Genomic DNA, 18,278 nt, shown 5'->3' with positions numbered 1-18,278 from the left:
GATGACTATAGAAGCAACCGTAGAATAATAGATATTGTTCGCATATGATACGGTTGGGTTATTGTTACAGAATTAACCCAGGGCCTAGGCCTATCCTTTGACAATACCATATAGTACTCGCAAGAAAAATCTAAACATGTTAAGTTATGAGTGAAAAATCTTTTGACTATCTAGATTTAAGGATTTTGGCTCTGTCAGACTGGAATTGGTTATTAGGGTTAGGCATTCTCGCAAGTTCTGTGTAAGACTTACATATAAACTTAGCAAAATAGCATCCTCCCATTTTTTGGTTTTTATTTAAGGGACATAACGTAATTGATTGTTTGTAACAGGTGGGGTATATAGTTATGAGTAAATATAATTTACATCGTCTCGGTTGGAAAAATTTCGAAAACCTTTGCGGTCATATAATGCAAAATGTATTGGGTTCGACATATACTCCTTTTTCTGAAGGTAAAGATGGCGGAAGAGATGGATTTTTTGAAGGAAGCGGTAACCTGGATGATGAAAATTTATCACTTTCTGGGAAGTTTGTTTTTCAATGCAAATTTACGTCGAAAACGGATCATTTGATAACTCAAAACGACCTGAAGCAGGAAATCCCAAAGGTTAAACGATTAGTAGAATACAACGAAATAGATCATTATATTATATTTACCAATTATAAATTAACAGCAGGAAATCACTTGAAAATAGAAAATTCATTTATGGATATAGAAGGACTACAAAGTTGTTTGGTTCTAGGTAATGACTGGATCGAAATGACTTTGGATGGAAACAAAAATTTAAGAAAACTTGTTCCGCGATTATACGGTATAGGTGATTTATCAGAAATTCTGGATGAACGGGTATACCAACAATCCTTGGGTGTCGTGGAAGAGTTAAAAGAAAATGTATCCACATTTGTAATAACGAAATCGTATAGAGAGGCCATAGAAGCGGTGAACCACAGTCGATTTGTTATGCTGCTGGGACAACCAGCTTCCGGAAAAACAGCAATTGCAACTAATATTGCGATGACCTCTATAATTGAAGACCAGTTAACTGATACGTTCATACTGGAAAACCCAACTCAATTTAAACAACATTGGAATCCGCACAATCCTAATAGGTTGTTTTGGTTTGATGATGTATTCGGAGCTACAAATCTCGATCATTCTTTGGTAAGTGAATGGCAAAGGACTTTTCCCAAATTAAGAGCTGCAATTAATAAAGGGGCTAAGGTAATTTTTACAAGCAGAGATTATATATTTAACGAGGCAAGAAATATATTCAAAGAAAATTCATTCCCTCTTTTATTTAATTCACAAGTAGTTATTAATGTCGAGGAACTTAGTTTAAATGAAAAGCAGCAAATTTTATATAATCACGTTAAAAGCGGGGATCTGGCAAAGAAGACAAAAGGCTCATTAAAACCTTATTTAAATGATTTATCCAAAAGAAGTGATTTCTCTCCTGAATTGTCGAGAAGATTAGGAAATAGGCTTTTCCATAAGAAATTAATGATAGATAAAAAAGAACTTAGTCAATTCTTTTCGAACCCCTCTGGTTTTTTTGAAGAAGTTATAAACAACCTGGATAATGATAAACAAGCTGCTATGATTTTAATATTGATACATAATAATCAGTTAACCAGCCCGGTTCGAGAAGATCATTTAGACAATGTTTTTGTTGATGCATTTAATATTTCATTGTCATCGATAAAGGAAGCATTGGATACGTTAAAAAATAGTCTAGTGAAATTAAATGTTGTATCCAAACATAAATATTGGTCATTATATCACCCGAGTATGCTTGACTCATTACACATTATATTATCAAAAAAAGAAGAAATGTTAGAGTTATATGTAATGACAGTAGACATTGATACTTTAGTCAGGGATACGACTTTTAAAGAAGAATCAGACAAAATTTTCATCCCATATAATTTGTGGCATGAAGTTACAAAACGAATATTATCGGCAAATAAAAAGTTAAATAACCATAACAACATAACTAGATATTTACTTCGAGAAGCTACCGATGATTATTTGAGGTGGCTATGGGAGTCTGAACATACAATATTAGAGGCGCTAGTTTCTGAGCCATCATATCATCAATTCAGTGTTATCTATACATATGAATTTGCTTTTCGTTTGCAAGAATTAGGACTGTTAAAAGATAACTGGATCAAGTCATTAAAGATTGATATTCAAGATATTGCCGTTCTTGATCGTGATCTTAGCTTTATGAAGAATAAATTTATCATGAGTTTAATTGATGAGGAAACTAAAAATGAGATAATAGATGTATTAATTTCTAAAGGAACCGATTACTTTTATGAAGAGTTTGATCATATAAAAAGTAACCTTGATAATGAATTAAAACCCGAGGAAGTAGAAGAGGATTTTGAAAACTGGTTTTTTACTGCAAATTATTTAGTGGATGTAATAGAAGATACAAGTTATGAAAGCATTGCAGATGATTTTCGGATATTAGTTGAGACGGCTGAAAATGAATTAGAGGACATTAAGGAAGATCATTCAGTTTCTGACAATTATATAAGTAATGCTAATGAAGTCTATGACGAGATAGAGCATAACATGAAAGATGATATTTTTTCAGATGTTGACAAATGATATAAGTTCAGAAGTGTGCCAATCACCCGGTGAATCATTTCAATTACGTATCATTCAGTCGAGTATTGAGAAAACACGACCACATAGATTAACCGCCGCATCGGGTATCGATGCCACCTTTATCATCGTGAGTTTGATGTACTCGTCATCCGGGAAACACAGGGGGAGAATCATATGAAAATCGCAGTTGCAGGGACAGGCTATGTCGGCTTATCCAATGCCGTCTTGCTTGCCCAGTACCATCATGTCGTTGCACTCGACATCGTTCAAAAGAAAGTGGACATGATCAATCAGAAGCAGTCACCGATTGCAGATAATGAAATAGAGGACTTCCTTGCTAATAAGGATTTAAATCTAACCGCCACCACAGACAGCGAGGAAGCATTTGCGGACGCCGATTATGTCGTCATTTCCACACCGACGAACTATGACCCGGATCAGAACTTTTTTGATACATCAACCGTGGAGACGGTTATCGGCAATGTCCTGGACGTCAATCCGGAAGCCATCATGGTGATTAAATCGACCGTCCCCGTTGGCTATACGAAAGAGACCAGTGTCACATTCGCCACCGACAACATTATCTTTTCCCCCGAATTTCTACGGGAAGGACAGGCATTATACGACAACCTGTATCCGTCGCGCGTCATCGTCGGCGAGCAATCCGAACGCGCGCAAACATTTGCCGATATGCTCGTGCAGGGAGCTGTGAAGGAAGATATCGACGTATTGTTCACCAATTCAACCGAAGCCGAGGCTATTAAATTATTTGCGAATACCTATCTGGCCATGCGTGTATCGTTCTTCAATGAACTAGATTCCTATGCAGAAGTACGCGGCCTCAACACGAAGCAGATTATCGACGGTGTCGCCCTGGATCCCCGTATCGGCAGCCATTACAATAATCCGTCCTTTGGCTATGGCGGCTACTGCCTGCCGAAAGACACCAAGCAGCTCCTCGCCAACTACGAGGATGTACCGAATAACATTATGCAGGCAATTGTGGATGCGAATCGGACAAGGAAGGACCATGTCGCGAATATGATCATTGAGCGCAACCCGGATGTCGTCGGCATTTATCGCCTGACGATGAAGACCGACTCCGATAACTTTAGACAATCGGCCATCCAGGGCGTGATGAAGCGCATTAAGGCGAAAGGTATTGAGGTTATCGTGTATGAGCCGGCGTTGACGGAAGAGAAATTCTATAACTCTCGCGTCGTGAATGACTTTGAGGAATTCAAGACGATATCGGATGTCGTTGTGGCGAACCGAATGACGGAAGATTTGCAGGATGTTGAGGAGAAAGTGTATACACGGGATTTGTTTAGTCGGGATTGATGGGAGGATTTTGCGGCACCCCGGTAGGGGTGCCAGCCCTTTTGGGGTTATTTAACACTTACAGTATAAAAATAAAACCCGTGTGGATGAATCTTATTTACTGTAAAACTTCTTGAACTAATAATTCCAAACCAAATAATATACTTCAATGAGTTTTTTTCATAGACACCAAAATAAAAAATTATTGCGCCAATCCGGAATTAAAATGGAGGTTGTATACTATTTTTATGTATACAAAACTATTAACCAAGTCCTGGTATACTTAAACTAAAAAATTCAGCAATAGTCATTAAACTAGAAATGTCACCTATATATGTTCTCAACTTTGAAATACAAGTTTCAATTTTTGAAGTGTTTCTTTCTTTAATACTTTTTTCTAAATATCCATAATAAATGTCAGCGTCATTTCTGGAATGTTCATTAGTTATTTGTACGATTTCATTTTTAATCTTTTCTAAAGCTTCCATAATTTCAGGCTCATTTTCTATATTAATTTGGCTCACATTATCTCCTTGGATATTAACATTTGAACCAAATTGATTATCACTTATATCGCCTGTTTTCTTTACATTATCAGCCATTATAGTATCTCCTTGATTAATTATTTGTCCTATAATAATGCATGGTGTATTTTTAGTTAAAACTGCTATTTGTTCCTCATCTAAATTCTTAAACCAATCTTTGTTGAATTTTTCTCCATCGCCACCTGTCATGTTTGAAGTGAAAAAACTCGTTTTTTTTTACCACTATTGTCGTCCTTTTTATTTAAATATTCCTTATATGAAGAACTTATATCAAATCTTGGAAAAAAGTCCTTATTGCTCACTTCAAATTCATAACCGCACTTAGGACATTCCATTTCATCATCAATTGAAATTGATTCAAATTTACTATCGTTTATGGTTTTATTACAATCAAAATTAGGACATCTTAGTTCCCAAACCAAAATCAATTCCTCTGTTTTTACCAAATCAATCAAATAAGGGAATACGGTTTGTACGGAAGTGTTCACGTATTTAGCTGCAGATGTTGGATAAAACCCCTTCACAGGCGATAAAGTCGCCATTTGTACAAATTCCAATACTTTATCCCGTATTTCAAACTGTGCAACCATACATAACACCTCCTCCGTACTTATATTATAACTTGTTCTCTAACATATGCAATAACCTGCTCACTTGCTCGGGTGCTAAAATAAATGCTTTGAGATTTCATACCTACCCGTATAGTAAACGGCTTTTCGAATCCATCTTCAACAAAATTAAAACGAATGTAACCATTTTGATGTTGTAGGTTAGGGTTTAGATAATCGAATAGTGGTAAACCTCTGATCTCTTTTTCACCACTTAAACCAACTTCCTCCATTCCTGAAAGAATTAAAGCGGAAAAAGGAACAGTAAATTTATAGTCGTCAAATGCATTATTGGCTTGTTGAAGCTGAGTTTCTAATTCCTCGGCATTCTCAGTATTAAAGTAATTATCCAAAGCCGTTAATACATTAGCAACAGCTTTTATTTTATCTTCATCTAGATCTTCCAATAACATTTCCGGTTTTGACTTTGCATCTATTAATGCTCCCCCTAGATTATTGGCTATATCATCTATTTTATGATAAAAAGGTGTTTCTATACGTTCCAAACTAACTTGCTGTTTCAATAAACGAGCAATTATTTTAGCAATGGTCTCACCCTTTCGAGAATCACCTCTTAATTCTAAAATTCCTGAATCTGAATGGTAATATACTGTTGACAACGATGTTTTTGGAGTTGTGGTAATTTCTGTAACGTGAGGTTCTTCATTAACACCGCTTTTATGTATAAATCTTAGAAAAACGTCATTATTATTGTTTCCATCAGATCCTCCAATTAGAAAAGGTTCAGTACTTATTTCATGTAGTGGAGGTATACTGGTTGTTTCAAATGGATCAAAGGAATGATTTTCTCTAATCAAATTTTTAAATTCTTCTTTACTAAGCATATTATTTAATTTAAACCACGTGAGCGAAGTCTTACCTGCGAAAATTTTGTTTTTATAATTTTCCAAGACATCATTCTTTGTTTTTTTACTATGATTCAAACTGCTATAAATCCGTCCAGCTAAGTCACCCTTATAACCAGAATCTTCGAGATTAAGATCTGTGCAAATATCTTTAAGATCAGACTTTGGTAAGCTCATTAAATCCTGTATAAAAATTATCTCTGAAATAGTATTCATTTTAAACCTCTTTTCTGTATTTTTTAAAATTCTAAAGTTCTAAGTATTAATTCAACAAAAAGGGATAATTTACCTGCATAGTAAACAAAGTTTTTGAATAAATTTATTTTAGTATTCTTTATTGAAGCCCTGACGTTTTGATGCTTTCCCAATAATATGACATGCGGGGTAGTTGTTTTTATGATGAGGATATTACCTTGTGGCCTTTCTAAAGAACATGAGAGCAGGCACCGATTTTATCCAGAAACATGAAAAAATATTTTATGTTATATTACAAATGATTGGAAACATTGAAATGGGTGAATGTGTATCTGATGCTTGCATTACTACTCTGATAATCGATTCGGTTGTGCGGTTGACAAAGGAGAAAATCGACCTTGCAAGGTTGGCCTAAATATACTATATGAGGGGGTGAAATATGGGATTACATCTCACACCTGAGCAAACGAATGCTATCCGCCAAAAGTGGATTGAACAAGGGAGACCTAAATGTAATCATTCTTGTATAGGCAAAGAATACATGTATGGTGCACATTCAGATTATGTCTGCCTCAGCTGTGGAACAATGCATACAGAACGATCCGCATTCAAGACTATGAAGTGATACTTGGTGTTAAGTGTACACTTGAAGTCAAACACTTAGCCAATTCCAGTAATGAAAATGAAAGGCTCTGCATGAAAGAAATTTCATTAAGGGTCTTTTTTTATTGATGAAGTGCCTGGCGCCTTAGGCTCGCTCTCCACCAAACATCCCCGCGCACATTCCGGCCCTTTCCAATTGTTTTTCGAGAACATAGCGTGACACATCCACTGGCAGCTGTTGGCCATTGTGGAAGAGAAGGCTTGTTTTTCCATTGGATGATGCGGATGGTGGCAGGATGGCCTGAACATGGCGGTAGAAGATCCAGTTGCAGGCAAAATCGGTTGGTGCGTTCGTTGGGAAGGTGAAGAGGCGGTTTCTCGGATTGATCGGAATCGGGATTTTTCGCTTGAACCCGAAATGATGCATGATGGCTGCTCGTCGTCCTTCGTAGGTTGAGCCATTCTGCAGGCAGGAACGGCTGATGATTTGTTGTGGCGTTTCCCGGACGAATCGTTCCTGATCTCTTTCGATGGCAATGGTGTCATAGTCCATGTGCGCTGCCGGCAGCAGTGCCATGGTGTTTTCATTAATGACATAATGGTTCCGGATCGTTGTCATGAATGCAGCTCCTTTTGGGTGAGAATGTAATGTGGGGAGGATATCTTGGGTCGCAGGTCGTTGATATGGGAAGATAGAGGTCAGCAAGCCTTTGTTAGTCAGGTCGGTGTTTTTTCAACTCGTTCATAATTTCCAGGGTTACACCGGGGTCCATGTTCAGGTAATCGATCAATTTGGATAGCGTGTATGCGGTTGGCTGTTTTTCCCCACGCTCAATTCGTCCTAGGTGATCGGTTCCAGTATGAGCATGTTCTGCCACTCTCTGTATCGATAAGCCCTTTTGTTTTCTTTTTTCCCTTAGTTGTTTTCCTAGTAATTGTTTAAATTGATCTATTTCCTCCAACGCTATCTCCCCTCAACGTCTATTATCCTGTTTGCAATCGAATCCGGACACGCCCTAAAGGGCAGATTGAGAGAAAAATTTTAAAATGTTTTGATACTGGATTTGCACGCTCAAGTGCCAGGCACCAAAACAATTGCGAATCGTTTCAGTGCCAGGCACCGAGACAATTCTGAATAGTTAAAGTGCCAGGCACCTTATCGATTTTGCCGCTAATTTTTGAATGGGGTGGTGAAAAGGGGGTTTTCGAGGAGGTGTGCCATTTTTCGGGTGGTTTTTGTCGTGGAAAATGGGATTTTGCGATGAAAAAACGAAATTACAGCATGTGACGGTTGGCTGCTTTTCCCCTATGCTAAGGAAAATAGATGAGGAGGGTTTTATGCAGGAGACGGACAAGCCAACATTTGAGGAGATTTTCCGGCAAAATGAACGACGCATCCATTACCACATGCACAAGCTCGGCATTCACGACAGGCAGGGGGAATTTTATGTGGAAGGGATTTATGCCATGTGGATGGCGTATAGGCGATATGATCCGAATAAGGGTGCGCTCGCCACGTATTTCAACTATGTTATCCGCCACCGCCTTATGGATAAGCTCCGCAAACAGAACCGCCAGCTTAGTGTTGACGTGGGCCGCACGCAGCCGGTGATGTGGTTGAAAGAGGACGCTGCGGATGACGCATTCTGGGAGCGGGTCCGTTCCATACTGACTTTCAACCAATGGAAATGGGTGTAGTTTCACATTTTGGATGGCTTGCCGCTTGCGGAAATAGCCCGGCAGGAAGGGGTGTCTCTTGATGCCGTGAAAGGCTGGGGACGAGCAGCGAGGCAGAAACTGCGGGACAACGGCGAGGTTTTGAAAACGTTTTACCACTAATGACTGGCGCCTGCCGCGTGGGTTTCAGCAGGCGCGCCAATTTGAGAGGGAGATTTGAGATGAATTACATAAAAGAGATTAACGCCTTTTACGACTGCATCGAACGCGATCCTTTATCTGGATCCGCTGTGGCGTTGTGGCACGCGCTCATGCATATTAATAATAAAGCCATGTGGCGGAAGACGTTTACGGTCGCCGCGCCGGTCTTGCGGCTGAAGTCAGGATTGAAGGAGAGTTCCTTCAAACGGGCGCGCGCTGAGCTGCACGAGAAGGGGTATGTGGCGTATGAATCGCGCGGGCGGAATCAGGCGGCTGAGTATCGGATGATTGGGTTGAGTTGGTCGGGGGATGTGGATTATGGGAGAGGTGCGTGCTTGAGTGAGGGAGGCGTGGCGCTCGGCTCGGGCGGGAACGGAGTGGTTGATTCGGGTGAGGCGCATACGTCCCGGGATTGCAGTCGCGCGGCAGTCAACTCGAACGAGAGCGGAGTGGCGTCGAGTGATGTGGCGGTCGGAGCGAGTGAGCGTGGGGTTCACTCGAGCGAGAGAGCGGCTAACTCGAGCGAGGACGGTTTGCACTCGAGCGACAGGGCAGTCGGATCGAGCGAGAACGCCGTGTACTCGGGCGACGATTTTTCATACATAACAGACAACACGCTCCAAGCGAAGGAGAGTTTTGCCACACGACATGAATCAAACCAGGAAGTAGATCACCTGGCGAACGAGCAAGTGAACCACAACGTGAACCGCAATGTGACCCACCTGATGACCCACCAGCCGGACCACGAAATGAACCACCCTACGGACCACCACACGGCCCCATTAGTTAAACAATATGAAACGAAAGCAAACCAGACCAAACAAACTAATACAACTGCAGCTGACGCAGACGCGTTCGTATTTTACCAGAACAACTTCGGACCCATTAGCCCATTTATGTCTGATTCCCTGATGAATTGGGTAGATGACGTCGGGGAAGCGCTCGTCGTGGACGCGATGAAACGAGCGGTGGAACGCGGCAAGAGCAACTGGAGCTATGTGAAGGCCATTTTGCAAGCCTGGGCGAAGAATGGCATCACCACGGTTGAAGACGCCAAGGCGGAAGAAGCGGCCTTTCATCGGCGCAGGCAGCAGGGGCGAGGCGGGCCGTCGTATGCCGCCCGGACGGAAGAAGTCATACCGGATTGGTTCCGGGAACAAAAGCGCCAGGAGAAGCGAAATCAAGAGCGGGACCAGGCAGAAGACGAATCCCGTGATAAAACCGCCGAATGGGAAGAAACCGAACGGCTGTTGGCAAAGTTCGGATAGCACCAGTTTCTGGATGGTGCCTGGCAGAGCGACCGGGCTTAGGTCGTAACATATAGTGGGTGGGATGCCCGCCGAGTAAGAGTTAGCCACTCGCTCGTAGCAAGTTTTGGATGATGGAAGGTAACTTCCATCATTAAGCGTAAACTGTTAGCTAGTGGGCCGTAAACGACGGTTGAAGGGATTGAGCCCCGAAATACTCAATGAAAGGGCAGATGGTTTTGCCAGTCCAGAATGCAACATCTTGATAAGTGAAATAGGCGAGCTTATTAAGACCTTTCCGGGGTCGGTGACCACGGCACGCTAGACATGGATATGTTACGGCAACCCGGGAGGTCCTATCGGGTCTTCCTGCGGAAGCAGGGAGTATGGCGTACAAGCGATACAAAGTGAGGAAACCAAATGTCTGATAGGAAGTCGGAGGGCTACATAGTACCGTTGAAGCCGGGTAATTCCGGTGGAGGAAAGGTAAGCCCCCTATCATTTCTTATTAGGGACACATTATCTACACACAGAGGTGGAATTATAATGGAAACAAAACTATCGAGAATAGCGGAATTAGCTAGATCTCACCCCAGGATGCAATTCACATCACTGGCGCATTTGTTGGATGAGGAGTCTTTAAAGCAATGCCACTATGAATTACCCGGCAATAAAGCTGCAGGTATTATGGGGGTTACAAAGGAAGACTACGGTGAAGAATTGAATGATAATGTCGAGAACCTCGTTCATAGAATGAAGAAGAAAAGCTATCGCCCCCAACCGGTCAGACGAACCTATATTGATAAAGCTGGTTCAAGGAAGAAACGCCCATTGGGGATACCGGAGCACGAGGATAAAATCGTGCAGCGGGGGTTGGCTAAAATTCTTAACACAATCTATGAAAATGATTTCCTCGACTGCTCCTTTGGCTTTAGACCCAAAAGAAATTGTCATGATGCCTTGAAGATTCTTAATGTCTACATTGAACAGAGGTACACGAACTACATTGTAGATGTAGATATTAAAGGATTCTTTGACAATGTGGATCATGATTGGATGCTGGCATTTCTGGAACATCGAATTAAAGATCCCAGTATACTGAGGCTCGTAGCCAGATTCTTAAAGGCCGGATACATGGAGGAAACCAAGCGATATAAGGAGGAGTTTGGCACACCACAGGGTGGTGTTGTCTCGCCTATTCTGGCAAATGTTTATCTCCATTATGTCCTGGACTTATGGTTTGAGCGTAAAGTACGTAAAGAATGTAAAGGACAAGCGTACCTCGTCCGCTATGCGGACGATTTTGTGTGCTGTTTTCAATATCAGCAGGACGCGTATAAGTTCTTTGAAGGCCTCAAACAGAGATTGGCGAAATTTAACCTTGAAGTTGCAGAGGACAAGACGAACATTATTCCCTTTGGCAGATTTGCGGAAAAGAACAGTAGGCGGAATGGAAATAGGAAACCCCCGACGTTTAATTTTCTGGGTTTCACGCATTACTGCAGCCAAAGTCAGAAAGGCAAGTTCAGAGTTAAACGGAAAACTGACAACAAGAAGATGAGAGCGAAGTTGCGTCAAACTAAGAAATGGCTAAAAGAAAACAGAACCGAAGGTGCCGAATTTATCATGGATAGAATTCGAAAGTCACTTATAGGATACTATAATTATTATTGTATTACAGACAATTCGCCAACGGTTGATTTGTTTCGTGACAATATAAGAACGTTACTCTTTAAATGGCTCAATCGAAGAAGCCAGAAGAAGTCTTTTACATGGGAGAAATTCGTTTTATTTCTAAAGAAATTTCCACTTCCAAGACCAACTGTGAAAGTGAATATATACCAACTTAGAGATCATATTAGTTACATTCTGTGAAGATGATAGGTGGAGCCGTGTGCGGGAAAACCGCTCGCATGGTTCTGAGAGGGGAGTGATACACAATCAGCCGTTAGGCTGAGAGGTTCACTCCTACTTGACCATAAACAATTCAGAATTGTGTCGGTGCCAGGCACTTGTACCCGAGATTCAGGAAAGCAAGGGGACGGTTCTCATGTTTCCCTTTTACCAAGATACAATTCGCCCGTTTATGTGAGCTTGGGGTTTGAGCTCAAATTTATCAGTTGACTTTGCAAAGCCCTCTCGGAAGCGCGGGAACCGTCCCCGCGCTTTTATTTTATATAAGATGATGATGCCCATGACTGCCATTGTTTTGAGAGTTTAAATGCAAGGTAAGTCATTCCGGTGCATGTTTATGAAACATTATGGTAAAATTAATATAGGTAGGTTCAAGATGGGGGTGCAACCATGGAGAATAATCCCTTACTATATCATATAACACATGTTGCTAACTTACCCTCTATCCTAGAACAAGGGAGATTACAGTCGCATTTAATCATTCAGCAGCATGAATTACCCTATGAGGATGTTGCGAATCTGGATGTTCAATCCCGTCGGAAAAAAACAAAAATTTCAGGTGGTATGGGTGGTAGCCTGCATGACTATATCCCATTTTATTTTGAATCACGATCACCGATGCTGTATTCCTTGTTGTATAAACCAAATGTAAATCAAAACGATATGATTTACTTCATGACTAATATTCAAACCATCGTTGATAATGAGTTGCCTTTTGTCTTTACAGATGCTCATGCGATTAGGCGGTTATCTAATGTTTATACAGATTTATCTAATTTAGATAAGATAGACTGGGATGTCATGAAGTCGGCTTACTGGAACGATACCAATGAGGATATGAGTCGAAAAGCTAGAAGGCAAGCAGAATTTCTTGTGTATTGTCATGTTCCACTATCAGCTTGTCTGGGTTTTGCTGTATATGATAAAGAAACGAAAGAAAAAGTTGAACAAATGCTAACAGATGTGGATGTAGACTTACCAGTTGGCGTTCGCCCTGGATTTTATTTTTAGTCAGGAGGTGATTTTCATGATTTATGCCATGAAGGGGAATTTATTAGAAGATACTGCAGACGTTTTTGTGAATACTGTCAATACAGTCGGCGTCATGGGTAAAGGTATTGCCTTGCAGTTTAAGCAAGCTTTCCCAGATGTTTTTAAGCAGTATGCAAAGGATTGTAAAGCTGGCCAAGTACAAATAGGAAAAATGCATGTTGTCCCCGTTGAAGGGCTAATCAATCCTAAATATATTATTCATTTCCCTACTAAAAAACATTGGAGCAGCCCATCAAAGCTTTCAGATATTAAAACAGGGCTCAAAGATCTGGTTCAAGTTATTCAACGATTAAATGTCAATTCGATTGCCATGCCGCCGCTTGGATGCGGGAATGGAGGACTGGATTGGTCAGTTGTCCGTCCCCTTATTATTGAAGCATTTGAACCGTTTTCGATTGATGTTCATTTATACGAACCCGCAGGAGCACCACCGTTAGATCAAATGATTGTACGAACGCGTCGTCCTGAGATGACGATGGGAAGGGCTTTGCTGCTTGGTGCGATGGAGCAGTATGCTGGTCTGGGATATCGCATGTCTCTTCTGGAGGTGCAAAAGATTGCTTACCTCTTACATGAAGTAGGAGCTCTGCCTAAAATGACGTTCGAAAAACATTTGTATGGCCCATATTCGGAAGGACTTAACCATGTTCTTCAAAGGATGGAAAGTCACTTTATTCGAGGCTATGGCGATCGTACGAGCGGTGCGGAAATATACCTGTTTGATGAAGCGGTAGAAGAAGCCAAACAATTTCTTGATGAGCATGCCGAAGCAAAGGACTATTTGCATCAAGTGTCTGATTTAATGTTTGGTTTTGAAACACCTTACGATTTAGAGCTATTGTCGACGGTTGATTGGATTCTTAAAGAGAATCCAGATAAAGTAAAAGACAGTGACTTTGTTGTTGAGTCTGTTCAAGCGTGGAATCCTCGAAAGAAAAGGATTTTCTCATCCAAGGATATAGAACAAGTGAGAGACTATTTGGTTAATGAAATGAACATGGCTTCCTAGCTATGTGAAACTCAAAGCATGGGCGGAAAGCATGGGGACGGTTCTCATGCTTCCCTTTTACCAACAAAGCCCTCTTGGAAGCAGGGGAACCGTCCCCGCGCTTTTTTGGATAGTGCCTGTGGTCAATACCCAATTTTTCGGACAAGAAAGTGTTCGACAGATTGACCTTAAACGGCAATCTTCATGCGATAATCTGCTTTGTGCTTTTAGGCTGCCATCCATTGAAGATATTGACTGGGAGACAGCCTGTGCAGTCTTTTTTGATAGCGTTGCTTATTATAATAAGCAATGTACTTGGAAATGGATCTATAAGCGCTCTGAACGGACTGGAACGGAAATAGAATAAAGGCTTCGGATTTAAAATGTGAAAAGAAACCCTCTGCACATGCGTTATCCAGGCATGTGCCTTTTCTTGACATGCTTGGTGTTAGGTTATATGTTTTAGTTAGTTGATGGTATCTGTTGGAACGATACTGCATACCTTGATCGCTGTGTAAGATGGTATCAGTATGCGTTCCTTTCTTTTTAAATGCCTTCTTCATCGTATTTTCGACCAGTTTAATATCGTGTTCCTGACTTGCTTGATGGGCGATAATCTCGTTATTAAACAGGTCCATGATGACCGATAGATAAATCGTTTGATTGCCTGCCTTAAACTCCGTGATATCTGTCACCAGTTTCTCAAAGGGTTTACGGGCTTCAAAATCCCGGTTCAGCAGATTATGGTAAACCCTTCCTGTAGGTGATTGATGATATTTCTTCTTGTGGTTTTTCCTGCGAATAACCGCCGTTAAGCCAAGCTTTTTCATGATCCGGTGTACCTTTTTATGATTTATATCCCAGCAATAATCCTGGCGAAGCCTTGATTCGATCCCCCGTACGCCCAGAACACCTTTATATTGGTGATAAATATAAGAAATAAGCTCTTCTGCATTGGCATCCTTGTTGGAGCGTTTGAGATAAGCATAATAACCACTTCGGGAAACGCCCAATGCCTCGCATAAAGCATTGATAGGATAGGCTTCACTTCGAAGCTGATCGATCACTTGAAATTTTGTTTCGCCTCCTTTTGGCGTGATATTTCTAAATACTTTTTTAACGCATCAACTTCTATTTGGAGGCGATCGACCTTTTCCTCTGTGGTGGAAGAAGTCTCACCCTTCTTCGGACGTCCTAAAGACCGGTCAAAGGCAGCTTCACCATTTTTTTGATATTTCTTGATCCATTCATAGATATTATCCCGATGACGAATACCAAGGTCATCCACGACAGACTGGACAGCTTCGTTGTTTTCCAGGACACGTCGAATCGCTTCTAATTTTGTTTCCTTACTGTAGCGATGTTTCTTTTGTGATTCAGACATGCTAAAATCTCCCCCTCATACTTGCAGCGTAAATGTCGAATTATTTCTGTGTCCAGTATAAGGGGTACGGACTACTGTCACTTCCCGGGTTTTGTCGAATGGTGTCGAAGTCATGGTGTCAGGCACCAGCACCTCGTTTTAAAATATAGGGACAAGATTCCAAAGGTTGATTTTCGGCAGTTGCCGAAAATCGTCTATGTGGAAGACTCGTTCAAGTTCACACGTAATATTCAAATGTTTTCTCTTTGATTCCATAGGGAATAAATATTGTAGGAGTATTTAAAAATTTTTGAGACCTATCGTGTCAGAAAGGGGATATTATGTTTGATTTAACGAGCCAGAATTGCAATGGTAACCGGGGGAGCTAATGGAATTGGAAAGGGTATTGCTGAAACATTAGCCCAAGCAGGCGCGACAGTGATGATTGGAGATATAAATGAAGAAGCAGGTCAAAAAGCAGCTGCAAAAATTCGGGGACTGTCCCCATAGCTCCGATTTACTGCGGGAAGCTGTCGGATTTAAGCCGGAGACACCGATTGAAGAGGGTCTGCAGAAGTTCGCGGACTGATATGTAGGGTGTTATAACGTTAAATAAAAGGAAATTTGTTTATGTATAAAAATATTTCGTGGACACTTGTGATTCTCTGGATGGCATTAATATTTTATTTATCAAATCAGCCAGAAGTTGTATCAGACGAAATAAGTACAGGCGTAGCGGCGCATATTGCTGAAACAGTGGAAGGTACCACTTCCAATGTAAATATTGACTTGGCAAGCTTCAATCATATTGTTAGAAAGAATGCGCATTTTTTTATTTATTTCATCCTTGCCGTGCTTGTATTTAATGCCTTGAGGCGAAACGGACGGTCAAGCATCACCTTGGCACTTGCGATTTGTGTGTTATATGCCACATCCGATGAAATCCATCAGCTATTTGTTGCTGGCAGAGGGCCTCAAGTTAGTGATGTACTGATTGATACTGCTGGGGCAAGTGTTGGGTTGGTAATATACCTGCTAGCCGTCCGAATCAGGAAGACTTCACGACGGTCCCGTGCTTCGTGAATCCTGTGAAATTCGGGGACTGTCCCCATTAGGACGGAAATTCAAAACAGGCGGGGGACTAATCCCAATATTACAACTAATTATTTCGCAGAGGGCTGGATTCTGCAGGTGCTTCCTTCATCGCTGTCTCGAAAACCGCTGAAACAACATCTTTAAAATCTGACCATACTATTCCTGCAAATTCTTCAGCTACCTCTTGTTCTTTAATCATAATATTTTTCTCCAGTCGATACTCTTTTTTAAGCAAAGCAAGATTGCGGTCCAAGTCCCGCCATTTCATGCAATCTGTTAGCAGTTTGTCTTCACGTTTCTCAAGCATACTCCGGCAACGCTCACGCATGGCAGGTGCACCTTGGCCTTCAATATCGATGAATACTGGAATCTTGTTCTCTTTTAACCATTCCCTATGCAAATGGAATTCAATATGAATGTCTGGATTGCCTGGCCATTTGTTATATCTGATTTGCTGATAATGGCGGCCGCTGGAGAAGTTATAACGCCACTTATCATTAGGCCAGTATGTCTGCAGACTTGCTTCCAGCCGGTTCAGAATATTTCCCAAGTGTTTCGTATATTTAGCCTCAAGTTCATCAATGGTTTCAAAATGCTGCAGGTAGATGTCACTCATTTCCTGCTGCTTTTTCTTTTCCGACACAATATAGCCCTCCACATGGTCAATAAAATCAAAATACAGCATCCGTGACCGCATATCCGCTTGCGTGACGTCCACCTGTTTCAACTTATCTATCAGCTTTTGGTAGCTCAATGGCTGAAACGCAGAGCATCCGGCCTTGTCACCAGAAGGAGTCAGAAACGCAAAATAATACGAAACCTGCGCGTAACGAAATAGCTGGTGTAAATCCTGACAGTAGAGCTCAGTTTGTTTAAACGATTCATGACTCTGGACTTTATTTTCAATCGCCAGGATACAATCATCCATCCTTAAGAGAATATCCAGTCGCCGGTCTTCCTGTAATCCATATTCCCGCGTGATCGTCACATGTTGGGTGTCCGGCATCTCAGCACAAGTGACAGCTCGAAATACCCTTTCCAAAGGCTCCCAGCCGTTTCCATTCCGATAAGGATCCAGCAGACACGCTAGATAGTCACTGATTAGATTTTCATTATAGGTTTGCCCCAGACTGCTTAAGAAGGTCATTTCTGGCAGTGCAGGCTCTATGTCTTCCACCTGCTGCTCTAAGTTTTCCATTTGTTTTATTATAGATCCCCCCTCAGCTTATCATGATAGATATTTCTGTCTTATTCCTTTGATTATCTTCAAGAATTGCAAGAACTGCTTACCACTTAACGATTTCGACATGACATGGCAAAATCCTGCCAAATTTACAACTCGTTGGTGTTCATCTGTTAGTCCCATGTGACAGTAATGATGTACTCAACTAACTGGGAGTAATGTTGAAAAATATGAAAGCAGCTGTTCTTCAATGTGTCGTTGGGTGCTAGTATTTCTAATCAAATTGCTTATATCATTTATACTCAACTAACTGTTGTCGTTAGTTGAGTGATTTTCAGAAGCGAGGAGCTCCAGTATGGCTTTGGAGTGACTTGATTTGAGTAAACACAAGTGCCAGGCACCGAGAAAATTGCGAATTGTTAAAGTGCCTGGCAGAGCGACCGGGCTTAGGTCGTAACATATAGTGGGTGGGATGCCCGCCGAGTAAGAGTTAGCCACTCGCTCGTAGCAAGTTTTGGATGATGGAAGGTAACTTCCATCATTAAGCGTAAACTGTTAGCTAGTGGGCCGTAAACGACGGTTGAAGGGATTGAGCCCCGAAATACTCAATGAAAGGGCAGATGGTTTTGCCAGTCCAGAATGCAACATCTTGATAAGTGAAATAGGCGAGCTTATTAAGACCTTTCCGGGGTCGGTGACCACGGCACGCTAGACATGGATATGTTACGGCAACCCGGGAGGTCCTATCGGGTCTTCCTGCGGAAGCAGGGAGTATGGCGTACAAGCGATACAAAGTGAGGAA

Annotated in this window: 18 protein-coding genes; 10 read left to right on the top strand and 8 right to left on the bottom strand. The window is 41.5% G+C overall.

The features are described 5' to 3' along the window. Window positions 1-347 precede the first annotated feature (347 nt). Both ACZ5Q7_RS01945 and ACZ5Q7_RS01940 read left to right on the top strand, forming a co-directional pair. A complete protein-coding gene (locus tag ACZ5Q7_RS01945) occupies window positions 348-2,618 on the top strand; it encodes an nSTAND3 domain-containing NTPase (RefSeq protein ID WP_343750534.1) in 2,271 nt (756 codons plus the stop codon). Window positions 2,619-2,792: 174 nt separating this feature from the next. Then, window positions 2,793-3,959: a nucleotide sugar dehydrogenase gene (locus tag ACZ5Q7_RS01940; protein WP_343750533.1), complete on the top strand. Its 1,167-nt coding sequence runs from the start codon at window positions 2,793-2,795 to the stop codon at window positions 3,957-3,959. Between the two features lie 242 nt (window positions 3,960-4,201). Here ACZ5Q7_RS01940 and ACZ5Q7_RS01935 read toward each other — a convergent pair whose 3' ends face one another. From ACZ5Q7_RS01935 to ACZ5Q7_RS01915, 5 genes are all read right to left on the bottom strand, one after another. Further along, window positions 4,202-4,540 carry a hypothetical protein gene (locus ACZ5Q7_RS01935; protein ID WP_343750532.1) on the bottom strand — a complete coding sequence of 113 codons (339 nt, stop codon included), beginning with the start codon at window positions 4,538-4,540 and terminating at the stop codon, window positions 4,202-4,204. A 128-nt stretch (window positions 4,541-4,668) separates the two neighbouring features. After that, the gene (locus ACZ5Q7_RS01930; RefSeq protein WP_343750531.1) at window positions 4,669-5,073 is read right to left on the bottom strand and encodes an Rcat domain-containing protein; all 405 of its coding nucleotides are present in this window, start codon (window positions 5,071-5,073) and stop codon (window positions 4,669-4,671) included. Window positions 5,074-5,093: 20 nt separating this feature from the next. Further along, entirely contained in the window at window positions 5,094-6,173 is a 1,080-nt protein-coding gene (locus ACZ5Q7_RS01925) for a hypothetical protein (RefSeq protein WP_343750530.1), read from the bottom strand. 727 nt (window positions 6,174-6,900) lie between these two features. Beyond that, window positions 6,901-7,374, bottom strand: a complete 474-nt coding sequence (locus tag ACZ5Q7_RS01920) for a competence protein ComK (RefSeq protein WP_343750529.1) — start codon at window positions 7,372-7,374, stop codon at window positions 6,901-6,903. Between the two features lie 94 nt (window positions 7,375-7,468). Further along, a complete protein-coding gene (locus ACZ5Q7_RS01915; protein ID WP_343750527.1) occupies window positions 7,469-7,717 on the bottom strand; it encodes a helix-turn-helix domain-containing protein in 249 nt (82 codons plus the stop codon). Window positions 7,718-8,093: 376 nt separating this feature from the next. Here ACZ5Q7_RS01915 and ACZ5Q7_RS01910 point away from each other — a divergent pair, with 376 nt between their 5' ends. From ACZ5Q7_RS01910 to darG, 5 genes are all read left to right on the top strand, one after another. Next, entirely contained in the window at window positions 8,094-8,453 is a 360-nt protein-coding gene (locus ACZ5Q7_RS01910) for a sigma factor (RefSeq protein WP_343750526.1), read from the top strand. Between the two features lie 200 nt (window positions 8,454-8,653). Further along, window positions 8,654-9,901, top strand: coding sequence for a DnaD domain-containing protein (locus ACZ5Q7_RS01905; protein ID WP_464433037.1), 1,248 nt, complete (start codon window positions 8,654-8,656; stop codon window positions 9,899-9,901). A 399-nt stretch (window positions 9,902-10,300) separates the two neighbouring features. Continuing rightward, complete coding sequence (ltrA, locus tag ACZ5Q7_RS01900; RefSeq protein WP_464432767.1) at window positions 10,301-11,755, top strand: group II intron reverse transcriptase/maturase; 1,455 nt, start codon at window positions 10,301-10,303, stop codon at window positions 11,753-11,755. Window positions 11,756-12,184: 429 nt separating this feature from the next. After that, a complete protein-coding gene (darT, locus tag ACZ5Q7_RS01895) occupies window positions 12,185-12,805 on the top strand; it encodes a type II toxin-antitoxin system toxin DNA ADP-ribosyl transferase DarT (RefSeq protein WP_343750337.1) in 621 nt (206 codons plus the stop codon). A 16-nt stretch (window positions 12,806-12,821) separates the two neighbouring features. Next, the gene (darG, locus tag ACZ5Q7_RS01890) at window positions 12,822-13,856 is read left to right on the top strand and encodes a type II toxin-antitoxin system antitoxin DNA ADP-ribosyl glycohydrolase DarG (protein ID WP_343750338.1); all 1,035 of its coding nucleotides are present in this window, start codon (window positions 12,822-12,824) and stop codon (window positions 13,854-13,856) included. A gap of 206 nt (window positions 13,857-14,062) precedes the next feature. Here the strand turns inward: darG and ACZ5Q7_RS01885 are convergent, their stop codons facing one another. Beyond that, window positions 14,063-14,902: an IS3 family transposase gene (locus tag ACZ5Q7_RS01885; RefSeq protein ID WP_343750340.1), complete on the bottom strand. Its 840-nt coding sequence runs from the start codon at window positions 14,900-14,902 to the stop codon at window positions 14,063-14,065. Next, complete coding sequence (locus tag ACZ5Q7_RS01880) at window positions 14,899-15,219, bottom strand: transposase (protein WP_343750341.1); 321 nt, start codon at window positions 15,217-15,219, stop codon at window positions 14,899-14,901. The genes ACZ5Q7_RS01885 and ACZ5Q7_RS01880 overlap by 4 nt, the downstream gene beginning before the upstream one ends. A gap of 348 nt (window positions 15,220-15,567) precedes the next feature. Here ACZ5Q7_RS01880 and ACZ5Q7_RS01875 point away from each other — a divergent pair, with 348 nt between their 5' ends. Genes ACZ5Q7_RS01875 through ACZ5Q7_RS01865 form a run of 3 tightly spaced genes read left to right on the top strand, consistent with a single transcriptional unit; the run spans window position 15,568 to window position 16,281 of the window. Continuing rightward, the gene (locus tag ACZ5Q7_RS01875) at window positions 15,568-15,708 is read left to right on the top strand and encodes an SDR family NAD(P)-dependent oxidoreductase (protein ID WP_343750342.1); all 141 of its coding nucleotides are present in this window, start codon (window positions 15,568-15,570) and stop codon (window positions 15,706-15,708) included. Beyond that, window positions 15,656-15,787 carry a hypothetical protein gene (locus tag ACZ5Q7_RS01870; protein WP_343750347.1) on the top strand — a complete coding sequence of 44 codons (132 nt, stop codon included), beginning with the start codon at window positions 15,656-15,658 and terminating at the stop codon, window positions 15,785-15,787. Before ACZ5Q7_RS01875 ends, ACZ5Q7_RS01870 begins: the two co-directional genes overlap by 53 nt. Window positions 15,788-15,828: 41 nt before the next feature. Further along, entirely contained in the window at window positions 15,829-16,281 is a 453-nt protein-coding gene (locus ACZ5Q7_RS01865) for a VanZ family protein (RefSeq protein ID WP_343750344.1), read from the top strand. A 76-nt stretch (window positions 16,282-16,357) separates the two neighbouring features. Here ACZ5Q7_RS01865 and ACZ5Q7_RS01860 read toward each other — a convergent pair whose 3' ends face one another. After that, window positions 16,358-17,491, bottom strand: coding sequence for a PD-(D/E)XK nuclease family protein (locus ACZ5Q7_RS01860; RefSeq protein ID WP_343750345.1), 1,134 nt, complete (start codon window positions 17,489-17,491; stop codon window positions 16,358-16,360). Window positions 17,492-18,278 lie beyond the last annotated feature (787 nt).

The organism is Lentibacillus halophilus (genome assembly GCF_055395055.1).
Note: the sequence above shows the minus strand (reverse complement) of the source record. Positions and strands in the feature narration are given on the sequence as shown.